General features: G+C 60.1%; 6 protein-coding genes. All 6 read left to right on the plus strand.

Going from position 1 to position 12,856, the window contains the following annotated elements:
* Positions 1-1,099, plus strand: a 1,099-nt coding sequence (locus tag C693_RS0111745) for an ATP-binding cassette domain-containing protein (RefSeq protein WP_017462473.1), incomplete at its 5' end; no start/stop codon positions are given.
* Positions 1,100-1,103: 4 nt separating this feature from the next.
* Positions 1,104-2,525: an HlyD family type I secretion periplasmic adaptor subunit gene (locus C693_RS0111750; RefSeq protein WP_052329388.1), complete on the plus strand. Its 1,422-nt coding sequence runs from the start codon at positions 1,104-1,106 to the stop codon at positions 2,523-2,525.
* Positions 2,526-2,808: 283 nt separating this feature from the next.
* Positions 2,809-3,414, plus strand: a complete 606-nt coding sequence (locus tag C693_RS23715; protein WP_157798610.1) for a hypothetical protein — start codon at positions 2,809-2,811, stop codon at positions 3,412-3,414.
* A gap of 218 nt (positions 3,415-3,632) precedes the next feature.
* Positions 3,633-3,932, plus strand: a complete 300-nt coding sequence (locus C693_RS0111755; protein WP_017462475.1) for an HlyD family secretion protein — start codon at positions 3,633-3,635, stop codon at positions 3,930-3,932.
* Positions 3,933-4,291: 359 nt separating this feature from the next.
* Entirely contained in the window at positions 4,292-4,855 is a 564-nt protein-coding gene (locus tag C693_RS23720; RefSeq protein ID WP_157798611.1) for a hypothetical protein, read from the plus strand.
* A gap of 1 nt (position 4,856) precedes the next feature.
* Positions 4,857-12,668: a calcium-binding protein gene (locus tag C693_RS24385; protein ID WP_157798612.1), complete on the plus strand. Its 7,812-nt coding sequence runs from the start codon at positions 4,857-4,859 to the stop codon at positions 12,666-12,668.
* Positions 12,669-12,856 lie beyond the last annotated feature (188 nt).

Below are 12,856 nucleotides of genomic sequence, written 5' to 3' on the forward strand. Positions count from 1 at the left end.
GGTCAAGGCGATGGCCGTGGATCCGCGCATGGTGCGCACCTGGGACAACCAGCTGGCGGGCTACGTCAGCGCTGGTTTCCGGGTGACTCAATTGGCCAACATCGGACAACAGGGCGTGCAGTTTCTGCAGAAGCTGGTCAGCGTGGCCATCATGTTCTGGGGCGCTCAGATGGTGATCGACGGATCGCTGTCTGTCGGTCAGCTGATTGCCTTCACCATGCTCTCTGGCCAGGTGTCGACGCCGATCGTGCGACTTGCGCAGCTGTGGCAGGACTTCCAGCAGGTCGGTATCTCGATGGAGCGCATGGGCGACATCCTCAACACGCGGACCGAAGCGGGCGGGAGCCGCATGGCCCTGCCACCGATCCGCGGGCGGGTCACCTTCGAAAACATCGGTTTCCGTTACCGCCCCGACACCGCCGAAGTGCTTGCTGGGATCAACCTCGACATCCAGCCTGGCGAAGTGGTCGGCATCGTCGGGCGCTCCGGATCCGGGAAGAGCACGCTGACCAAACTGGTGCAGCGGCTCTATGTGCCCGAGCGTGGTCGAGTACTGGTGGATGGTACCGACTTGGCATTGGCCGATCCCGCTTGGCTACGGCGCCAGCTGGGTGTGGTGCTGCAAGAGAATTTTCTCTTCAACCGCAGTGTCCGCGAGAACATAGCACTGAGCGACCCGGGCATGCCGCTGGAGCGGGTGATCCGCGCGGCGGAGCTGGCAGGTGCCCACGAGTTCATCGTTGAACTCCCGCAGGGTTACGACACCGTCGTCGGAGAACACGGCGCCAGCCTGTCCGGCGGGCAGCGTCAGCGCATCGCGATCGCCCGCGCACTGGTGGCCGACCCGCGCATCCTGATTTTCGACGAGGCGACCAGCGCGCTCGACTATGAGTCGGAGCGTGCCGTGATGGCCAACATGCGCTCGATCTGCCAGGACCGCACGGTATTGATCATCGCCCATCGCCTGTCCACCGTACGCCACGCCAATCGCATCGTCGTCGTCGACAAAGGGCGCATCGTGGAAACCGGGACGCCCGATGAATTGCTGAAGCGTCCCGACGGGCACTTCACGCACCTTTCCCGACTGCAGCAGGGCTGACGCCATGACGGGCAAATGGAGTGCCATCGGCGACATACTTCGAGGTTATGGACAGGTCTTCCGTGCAGCCTGGGCCGAACGTCGTGCACTGGAACCTATTCAGCGCACGCGCGAGGAATTGGCGTTCCTGCCGGCACATCTCGAGCTCACCGAAACGCCACTGTCACCGGCGCCGCGCGTCAGCTTGTGGATCATCATGGCGCTGTTCTGTATCGCCTTGCTGTGGGCCTGCTTCGGCAAGCTGGATGTCGTCGCTGTTGCTCCTGGAAAGACGATAACCAGCAGCCGCACTAAGATCATACAGCCGGCTGAAACCGCCGTTGTACGGCGCATCCTTGTGCACGATGGTCAAGAAGTGAAGCAGGGCGATCTGCTCATCGAACTGGATGCCACCTCCACCACAGCCGATAGCCGTAAGGCCGTGGAAGCATTGCTCAGTGCGCGGCTTGCAGCCGCTCGGTCCGCGGCGCTGGTCCAAGCCATCGACACCGCAACACCGCCAGTCATGTCCCCGGATGGTGACTTGCCTGCCGATCGTTTCGAGGCCACCCAACGTCTCGCGTTTAGTGAGTACGCCGCCTTCGCTGCCAAGAAGCAAAGTCTTCAAGCCATGGTGCAGCAGAAGCAGGCTGAACTTCGCACGGTCGAATCGGCCATCGTTCCGCTGGAGCAATACCTGGAGATATCGCGCACTCGCGTCACAGATTACGAGAAGTTGCTCGACAAGAACTACGTGCCACGTCAGGAATACCTGCTGCGCAAGCAGGAGCGCATCAATGCCGAGCGAGATCTGGCCGGGCAGCGTAGCCGCCGGTCCGAATTGCAGTCGGCCATCGTCGGTGCGAGAGAGGAACTGGCCGTCACCGTGACCGATACCCGCCGTCAGTTGCTGGACGAGCTGCGCCATGCGCGCGAGCAGATTCTGCAATTCGAACCGGAGGTAGTACGCACCACGCAACGCAATGCACTCATGGAACTACATGCTCCTGTAACCGGAACTGTGCAGCAGTTGGCCGTGCACACCGTGGGAGGCGTGGTCACGCCGGCCCAGCCGTTGCTATCTGTTGTGCCCGAGAACGATCAGATGGAAGTTGAGGCCACCGTGCTTAACCAGGACATTGGCTTCGTGCGTCCGGGACAGCGGGCCACGATCAAGATCGAGAGCTTTCCGTACACGCGCTACGGGTATATCGAAGGTGTCGTGGCAAGCGTTTCCCATGACGCAATCCAAGACGAGAAGCTCGGACTGGTGTACCGCGCACGAGTGACGATGCAGGCTGCAACCCTGAAGGTCGACGGTGTAGAGGTGCACCTGACTTCGGGCATGGCTTTGACAGCAGAGATCAAAACGGGAAAGCGCCAGGTGATCGACTACATCCTCGATCCGTTGAGAAGAGGGGCGGTGGAGGCGATGCGGGAGCGCTGAACGGAGTAGGAGCGGAGATGCACGTTGTGCAGAAGTTGAAAGAAGACGTTAGCGAGCATTTGCACATGAAAGTGAGGGCCCAATGGTGATCGGCTTTCGGTATCGGCTTTACGCGGGAAGACTCGTTAGCCATCGCAAGCGAGCCGATCGTCTTGGGCGAACGGTGTGCCTAGCCCTCGCACTGTGCACGCATGCGCACGCTGCGGAGACTGCGGCGCCAGTAGGCCCTGAAGTCGCCGTCATGCCTACAACGTGCCACGGCCAGCCAAATGATGCCATTTACGTGGCGCTGGGTGAGGATGTGTTTCGCGTCCCCCCTCCGCCGGATTGGGTGGGCATCTATCCAATTCCTTACCCCAATCTGGGGGAAATACCGCCTACGGGTGATGCCCCGCCTGGCTGCCCTGATCATCCGGCTGAGGCTTTCAGCCTGCACCTTACTTCACGTCTGACATTCCTGCTCGGTGATTTGAGGGTTGTGCCGCCGGGGGCATTGCAGGCTGTCAATATCTCGCGAATCAACCATCGCCCCTATGGTGAGCTGTTCGCAATGAAGACGTTGGCCATGATGGTGAAACGGCATCCATGTCATGAGGTTGACGGCGGCCTGGTGGAGTGCACGGGCCACGCAGGTCAAAAACGGGGTTCGTCCGTTTTATCGGCGCAGGCGTCTTTTTACAGCACTCCGCTTGGCAATCCCTTCATCGTTACCTGTGGTTTCGGTCCGGGCATCTGGGCAAGAGATTGCCAAGTCCATTACCAGCTTTCCGAACGTCTAGAGCTCAGATATCAGATCAACAGAGAGCGCGTTCCTCCTGCACGAATGATAGACGTGGACCGGGCCATTCGTGCAGGGATCCAGCGGCTTCTCGTGAATCCAAACCAATGAATTTGTTGTCGTTTGAATCCATTGACAACTGTCATCTAAACCAAGGAAAGGAAATTTATGACGATCAACGTTAGCTACCAGCGCGGCAGCGGCGGCATCACACTCACTCAGGCGCAACGCGATCAACTGGAAGCATTGCGTGATACGCAGCAGATCAAATTTGAAGCGAATAACGACGAGCTGGGATTGGGTACGCCCATGTATGAGACATCGGCTTCGTGCGTCCGGGACAGCGCACCACGATCAAGGTCGAGAGCTTTCCGTACACGCGCTACGGCTACATCGAGGGCATCGTGGAAAGTGTTTCTCACGACGCCATTCAGGACGAGAAGCTCGGGTTGGTTTATCAGGCACGGGTGAGGATGAAGAAAACGGCGTTGGTGATCGATGGGGTTACGGTCAACCTGACTTCCGGAATGTCGCTGACGGCGGAGATCAATACGGGGAAGCGGCGAGTTATTGACTACATCCTCGATCCGCTGCGGCGGGGTGTGGATGAGTCGATGAGGGAGCGGTAAAACTATCAGGATAGTTTTTCGCTTCAAAAGTTCGCTCCGATCACGAATTGAATAAGAGTTAAGGCTCCTGGAGGGCTGGATGAGCAATAAGCCAAGAGATCGTACATTTATCGGAATTTTAAAATGGCGATAATGCGCCACGGCAAGGACTGGAATTTACCAATTTACATCCTTGCTTCGTATATATCGATCGGGTTCGCGATCATTTTTCTCCTGCCTGATGGCATCGAGGTTAGAGGTCTCTCCGAAGTAGCCGAACAATGCAGGGCCTTAGCTGTTTCCTATGAGATCGCCATGTGCCCCATAGATAATTTCCTTTACGGTATCTCCTTTATGTCATCAAAATATTCTTACCGCTCATGACAAAAGATAACGGCAATACTCGTAAAAAAATGTTCCTTACTTTACTGGCGCTAACATTTTTGCTGCCAGTCATTAGTTCTGCATTGCCAGATAAAATCGTCAGTTCCTTAAATATTTTTATCGATAGGTATTCACCATTTTTATTGCATGCTGCATCGAATACCGGATTTCCAAATTTGGCCAAGATTTATTATTCTCTGTCTATTGCACTCCTCCCGGCGCAGTACATTATTGTGGCGTGGTACGTGTCATGTATACCATTGGCTAAAATGCGTCGATTGCGTGATATTTATGCTGATGGGCGAGCATGGCTCTCAATTAAAGAAGTGAAATTAATTGATAACAAATGGGGTGTCCTATTGGCATGTATTGTTTTTACGGCAATGACAATTTTCGCCGTATTTTATGCCGGACCAGGATTTGGCGTTGGCAAGAGAGGTACGTTAGACGAAATATTCATTTTCTTTGTCATGAATACAATGGGCGTGATGTCGCTGCTCCTGTATGGAGGGGTGTTTGTGATGTGGGCTAGATTGATTCACTCAAACAAGGATCGTTGAAATGAGCGAAGATAAGAGTAATCAGCAAATTTTTTGCGAAATTGCAGCCGATGAGTATCAGAAATCGTTTGGTGATACGCCATCCATTTCTTGGGCTCCTGACTCATATGATTTTGCAGGAATAGGTGGCGACGCGTTTTTTAGATCGCTAGGCGTTGCAAATCAGGATCTTGGTGCTGCGCATGCGCAGGATGGCATTAATTCGGCGAAGACAGCCGCATTTCTGAACAACTTGGCATCGCGTTACCAATCTGCAATAAGCGAAAACGGGACAGGTTCCGCCGCAGAAACCGCCGCCATTAATAATCTCCAACGAGCGGCGACCTACCTTGAAAGTAGCGAGGCATCATTCAATGCCGCCACTTCAGCAATTAGTCGTGGAAGTGCTTTGGTTAAGGGGGCGGGTACGCTGGGCGCTGTTCTTGGTAGCCTGCAATTGCTTACCGGCGCATCCTCCGGAGGGGCTGACGGCCTTGGCAATTCTGGATCCAGTCTGTTGGGTGGGCTTGTTGCTTCATCGGCGTTTTCCGCGACATTAGGTCGAGTCATTGGCGCTGCCCTGCTGGATGCGGGGGCAGGTGTTACAGCAGCGATGCTGGTGCCCGCAATGGCAGCACTCGCAGCTGGATACGCAGGAGGAAAGATCGGCACTTATTTATGGGAAAGTGGATTCACCAAGACTATTGGCCTGGACTGGCTGATGGGTTTTGCGATGGATCACGGACTCGGATGGACCATTTCTCATGTTCTTGGCATAGGCGATAGCATCGCTGATGCCATTCAGAGACTTGCAGGAGATATCAATGACGACAACTCCTATAGAGTCGTTCGCTATGACCCCCTCGCATTGGATCTAGATGGTGATGGACAGGTTGCCACAAGCGGCAATTCGGGTTGGGCAAGTGCGCTATTTGACAATGACGGCGACGGCATCGCCACCGCGACCGGTTGGGTGGGCTCGGCCGACGGCTTGCTAGTTCGCGATATCGACGGCAATGGTCTGATCGAGTCAGGCCAGGAGCTGTTCGGCGATCAATCACAGCTGGCGGATGGTTCAACTGCGGCCAATGGTTTTGCAGCGCTGGCCGCTATGGACACCAATGGCGATGGCAAAGTTGATGCCGCTGATTCGGGCTTTTCATCATTGCGCGTGTGGCGCGATGCTAATGGCAACGGAGTCACCGATGTAGGAGAGTTGCTGAAACTCGCCGATCTCGGCATCACCAGTTTGTCGACGGCGCCCACGAGCACGAATCACGTGGTGGTGGATGGCGGGGTGCGCACAGGAGAAGGCACCTTCACCCGCGTGCAGGAGGATGGTACGGTCGTTGTGGGGGCGGTGCAGGATTTTGATTTCGACAACGATGCGGTGCACAGCAGGTACACGCAGGCTGTGGAGATTCCCGAGGCCCTGAGGGACTTGGCGGACCTCAAGGGCATGGGCAAGCTGCGCGACCTGCGTGAGGCTTGCGTGCTTTCTTCGGCGTTGGAGCAGGACGTGCGCAATTATTCGGGAGTGTCCACGCGCGCCGATCAGCGCATGTTGCTCGATGATTTGCTTTACGACTGGGCGAAAACCAATCCGACGTTCACCAGCGGTGGCATCAAGGTGCACGCCGGCGGCGGTGTGGAGGATCCCAACTCCGCCAATGTGGTCAGGCTGCGGCCGGGTGAATTGCCGGTGTGGTTGACGACCGACCTGCCAGCCGATGTGGTTCGCAAAGTCCGTGTGGTGGAAGCTGTGCTGGGTAGTGCGCCGATCACGGACATCTGGTGGGGAGATGCGACTGTCGGCCAGTACCTCAAGGTCTACGACACCCTCTTCGAGGGGACTTACGCATCGCTGGCCATGCAAACGCGATTGAAGCCGTATCTAGACCTGCTGCAGGTTACATTCTCCGGTGACGCATCGGAGATCACGTTTGACTTCGCCGGACTCGATGCAGCCCTGGTTGCCAAGCACATGGAGGCTCCCGCAACTGCCATCGTCGACCTGGACGAGCTGTTCAAATTCAACGGACAATTGCTTGTCGGTAACGGTTGGTCTCAGGGCGAAGCAACGCTGCGAAGCTGGTTGGCCGAGGCTACAGGGGATGCCGGCTTGCAGGCGGCGCTGATCGAAGCTGGGGTGCTATTTAGTGGCGAGGCTAGCTCGGGCAGCGTTACGACCACGGGCACTGCAAGCAACGAGGTGCTGGTGGGTCGTGATCAAGCTGATGGCGTACGCGAGGTGCTGAATGGCGGCGATGGCAACGATGTAATCCTTGCCGGCGACGGAACGGACACGCTCAGTGGCGGCGTGGGGAACGACTTGCTCAGTGGCGGCGCGGGCGCCGACACGCTGGATGGTGGCAACGGCAACGACACGCTCTATGGCGGTGATGGCTCCGACAACCTGGGCGGTGGGCTTGGTGACGATGTGCTGTATGGCGAGGCGGGCAACGACAGCCTGAATGGCGGCAGCGGCGATGATGTCTTGTACGGTGCCGAAGGCAACGATTCCCTCCAAGGTGGCGATGGCAACGATCGCCTGGCTGGCGATACCGGCAATGATTACCTGGCTGGCAACGCCGGCAGCGATATCTATGTCTTCGGTCGCGGTGCCGGTCACGACACTATCAACAACTACGACAGCGCCGCGGGGCGCAAGGACATACTGCAATTCGACCCGGGAGTCGCCGCCGAAGATGTCAAGGCATGGCGCAGTGGCGACGATCTTTGTCTTCAGATCAACGGTACCGAAGACCGCGTCGATATCCAGTACTACTTCCGCAACGATGGCTATAGTGATTACCGCCTGGACGAGATCCGTTTTGCGGACGGTACGACGTGGGATATCGAGGCAGTCAAGGCCATGGTGCTGGTCGCCGGCAACGGCAACGACGACATCTACGGCTACGAGACCGACGACGTCATCACCGGTAGCGGCGACAACGACTGGCTGGTGGGGCGTGGCGGCAACGATACGCTTTCGGGCGGTGCAGGCGCCGACAGCCTCGGTGGTGACGACGGCAACGACACGCTTTCCGGCGATGAGGGGGAGGACGTACTTTCGGGCGGCTCTGGCAACGACGTGCTGAAAGGCGGAGCTGACGACGATCGCCTGGCCGGCGACAACGGCGACGATCTCCTTGAGGGCGGTACGGGCAACGACTACCTGGCGGGCGGTGCCGGCAACGACACCTACGTGTTCGCACGGGGCGACGGCCGCGACACCATCTACAACAACGATTCCGATGCAGGCCGCATCGACAGCCTCGAGTTCGCGGCGGGGATCGGGACGGCAGACGTGGTGGCCACCCGCATCGGGGACGATCTGTCGCTGCAGATCAGTGGCAGCGACGATCGCGTCTACGTGCAGCAGTATTTCCGCGACGACGCAGCAGGCGCCTTCCGTCTGGATGTGATTCGCTTCGCCGATGGCACCGTGTGGGATATCGAGGCCGTGAAGGCCCTGGTCCAGGTGGGCACGGACGGTAACGACACCCTCGTAGGCTACGTCGGGAACGACACGCTTTCGGGTGGATTGGGTGACGACAGTATCGCCGGAGGCGATGGCGACGATGCACTGTCCGGCGGCGCCGGCGCCGATTTCCTCGACGGTGGAAATGGCGTCGATACGCTTGCAGGCGACGACGGCAACGACACGTTGTCAGGCGGAGCAGGCGACGACCATCTGCTTGGCGGTGCCGGCCTCGACGCCTTGTACGGCGGCGACGGCAACGACGTAATCGATGGCGGCGCCGACCGTGACTGGCTTTCCGGCGAGGCAGGCGATGACCAGCTCTCCGGCGGCGATGGCGACGACGAGATCCGCGGCGGCGACGGCGCCGACACCCTGACTGGCGGTACGGGCGACGATCTCCTGTACGGCGGTGCGGGCGAGGACCGCTACGTGTTCGCCCGTGGCGACGGAAAGGACCGGATCTCGGACCTGCAGGGGCTGAACACCCTGGCCCTGGATGGGTTGCCGGTCACCGATGTGCGCATGCGTCGCGACGGCACCACGTTGGTCATTCGTTTCGCGAGCAGCTCCGGCGACGAGGTTCGCTTCGAGCGGTTCTTCGATGGAGCGACGGGGCTGGCGACGGCGTCGCTGGCCATCGATACGGGATCGCTGTGGTCGCTTTCCCCGCAGGACATCGACGCACAGGTATTGCTGGGCACGGCGGTCGACGACACCATATTCGGCAACGTACTGGGCAATACCATCGATGGCCTGGGCGGACAGGACATCGTCCGCGCGGGCGAGGGCGACGATATCGTCGATGGCGGAGACGGCGGCGACCAGCTCTATGGCGATGGCGGTAACGACCAGCTCTTTGGCGGCGCGGGCGATGACCTGCTCGACGGCGGCGATGGCGTGGACGCGCTTTCCGGCGGCATCGGCAACGACCACCTCGCCGGCGGCGCGGGAGCGGATACCCTGGACGGCGGCGACGGCGCCGATCACCTGTCAGGCGGTACGGACAACGACGTACTGCGCGGCGGTGCCGACGGCGACGTGCTCGACGGCGGCACGGGCCAGGATCAGATGTACGGCGGCAGTGGTGACGACGTCTATCTCGTGGATGATGCCGGCGACACGGTGACCGAGGTGGCAGGCGAGGGCCAGGACACGATCCGCAGCACCGTGAGCTACACCCTGTCGGCCAACGTCGAGCAGCTGGAGCTGGCGGGAGTGGCTTCGGTCGACGGTACCGGCAACGCGCTCGACAACGAACTGGTCGGTAACGGCGGCGCCAATCGCCTCGAGGGCCTGGACGGCGACGACGTGCTGCAGGGCAACGACGGCGACGACACGCTGGTCGGCGGCACCGGCAACGACCTGCTGGATGGCGGGCGCGGCATCGACCAGTCGATCGGCGGCGCCGGCGACGATACCTACGCGGTCGATGCGGAAGGCGACGTCATTGTCGAGCTGGTCGGCGAGGGCTTCGACGTTGTCAACGCGTTCAGCAGCTACACGCTCTCGGAGAACATCGAAAAGCTCGTCCTGGTGGAAGGAAGCGGCGCTTGGCGTGGCACGGGCAACAGTGGCGACAACACCATTCTAGGCAACACCGCCTCCAATCGCCTGGACGGTGGAGCGGGAGCCGACGTGCTGGCCGGCGGCCTGGGCGACGACACCTACGTGGTCGACAACGTGGGCGACCAGGTCGTGGAAGCCGCCGGAGAAGGCGAGGACACGGTCGAGTCGAGCATCGACTACGTGCTGGGCGCCACGCTGGAAAATCTCACCCTGCTTGGCACAGCCAACCTCGACGGCACGGGTAACGACAAGGACAACGTGCTGGTCGGCAACGCCGGCAACAACCGCCTGGAGGGCGGGCAGGGGGCTGACTCGCTCTACGGCGGGCTGGGCGACGACTACTTCATCGAGGAGTCGAGCGACGACTGGGTCTACGAGAACACCGGTGAGGGTCTGGATACGGTCGAACGCCGTTACGAGACCAACCTGGTGCTCAAGGACAACGTCGAGAACCTGATCCTGGCCGATGGCGTCGCGACCGGTAACGGCAACGACCTGGACAATCTGGTCACCGGCAACAGCGGCGACAACACCCTTGGAGGCTGGGACGGCGACGATACGCTACAGGGCCTGGACGGCAACGATGCGCTGTTCGGCGGCACCGGCAGCGACACGTTGATCGGCGGCGCCGGTGACGATTATCTCGATGGCGGAACCGGCGTGGATCATCTTGAAGGCGGCGCCGGCAACGACAACTACATCGTCGACGATGGCAGCGACGTCGTCATCGAGGCCGCAAACGGTGGCACCGACCAAGTGCAGGCATCTGCCTCGTACGCGCTTTCGGCCAACGTCGAGAACCTATTCCTGACCGGAAGCGCGGATATCGACGGCACTGGCAACGACCTGGACAACTATATCGCCGGAAACGGCGGCGCCAACAGGATCGATGGTGGTGGCGGCAACGACACGATGGTTGCCGGCGGTGGCGACGACCTGCTGATTGGCGGAGCCGGCGATGACAAGTATGTCTTCGACGTCAGCTCGGGCAGCGATGTCATCGACAACTCCGATGGTGGCTTTGACGGCGTGTTCTTCACCGGCGGCATCACCCGCGAACGTCTCTCGTTTGGTCGCGATGGTGACGATCTCCTGATCTTCGTTGATGCCGGGACGGCGCCTGCGGTGCGCGTGACTAATCATTTCCTGGGCGGCGATGCAGCCATCGACTACGTGCAGCCGGACGGCGGTTACTACCTCACCACGGCCGAAATCAACCAGATCGTGGCTGGTGGCAGCACCGGCGGGCAGTACGACCAGGTAATCGAGGGCACCGCGGCCGGCGAGCAGTTGGTGGGCAGCGCCGGCAAGGACCTGATCAAGGGGCTTGCCGGTGACGATCAGTTGTTCGGCCTGGCTGGGGACGACGCGCTGCAGGGCGGCGATGGTGACGACTATCTGGCCGGAGGAAACGGCGGCGGCAACGGCTCTGGCGCAGACCGCTTGGAGGGCGGCGCAGGTAACGACACGCTCAGCGGCGAGGATGGTAACGACACCCTGATCGGCGGCACCGGCGATGACAGCTACGTCTACGGTGGTGGACAGGACACCATCGACAACACCGGCGGTGGCTACGACGGCGTGTTCTTCAACGACGGCATCACCGCGTCGCAGCTGGGCTTCAGCCGCGACGGCGACGATCTAGTGATCACGGTGGATGGCGATGCCAACCGTACGGTGCGCGTCACCAACCACTTCGTGGGTGGGGATGCCGCCATCGACTTCGTGCAACCGGCGAGCGGCTCGATGCTCGACACCGCGGCGATCAACGCTCTGATCGGGGGCGGTAGTGGCGGTCAGGGCACGCCGACCGAGCCGGGGAACGATGGTGACTACCCCAACATCGTCGACGGCACGGCTGCAGGAGAGCAATTGCTTGGTACCAACGGCCGCGACCTCATTCACGGCCTCGGCGGTGACGACACGATCTTCGGCTTCGGCGGTGACGACAAGTTCGACGGCGGAGATGGCAACGATTATCTGTCCGGCGGGAATGGCTCGTTCAGCGGCTCAGGCAATGACATCCTGATCGGAGGGGCCGGCAGCGACACCCTCGTCGGTGAGGACGGCGACGATCTTCTCCTCGGTGGCACCGGCGACGATCAGTACATCTGGCAGGCGGGATCAGGAAGCGATGTCATTGACAACACCGGCGGCGGCACGGATTGGCTGTTTTTCAATGGCGTCGACCGCAGCCGGTTGAGCTTCCACCAGAGTGGGGATGACCTGATCATCCTGGTGGATGGTGACTTGGCCCAGCAGGTGCGCGTCCAGGACCACTTTCAGGGCGGGGACCTGTCCATCAGTTACGTGCAGCCAAGCGGCGGCTACGCGATTCCGGCCTCGGACTTCGCCGGCCTATTGACCCCGCTTCCAACTGGGTTTGCACCCAACAGCGTTTCCGCGATGTCTCTCATGGCGAACGAATCGATCACACCGATGGATACGTTGAGCGCCCAGGGTGGGGCCGATTCTCGATCTTCTCTGCTTTCTCGCTCTGGAGGGGGCCACCAGCCACTACTTGGCCGATCGGCTCGGGGATTCGGTCCCGATATGATCGACGAACTGCTGGATCGAGTCTCGGTCCGTGGGGAGAGAGCCTTCGGGCATGCCTCCGGCATAGGGCGTGAGGCGCAGCAGTTGATCGAGGCGATGTCCCGCTTCCATCCCATTTCTGCGGAGACGGCAGCGCTGCATCAGGATGCAAACTGGCCTGATGAGATGCTGATCGCAAGCTCGGCCCATCACTTCAGGGAGCCACCAAAGGCTGCCATGCTCTAGGTGGCAGCCGCTGTAAAGGAACTAGTCTTGCCAGTAAAGGAAACCCCGCTATATGCGGGGTTTCCTTTGGTGCCGTCTGGCTGCTTTGACTGAAGGGCAAAGCGGAATCGTGTAATGACCCAGCGGTTCCTGCACAGGTCAGGCCGCTAAAGCGTATGCCTCAGCGGGTGTCTTCATCCCCAACGCCT

The organism is Dyella ginsengisoli LA-4, assembly GCF_000334915.1.
In the GTDB taxonomy this organism is placed as follows: domain Bacteria; phylum Pseudomonadota; class Gammaproteobacteria; order Xanthomonadales; family Rhodanobacteraceae; genus Dyella_A; species Dyella_A ginsengisoli_A.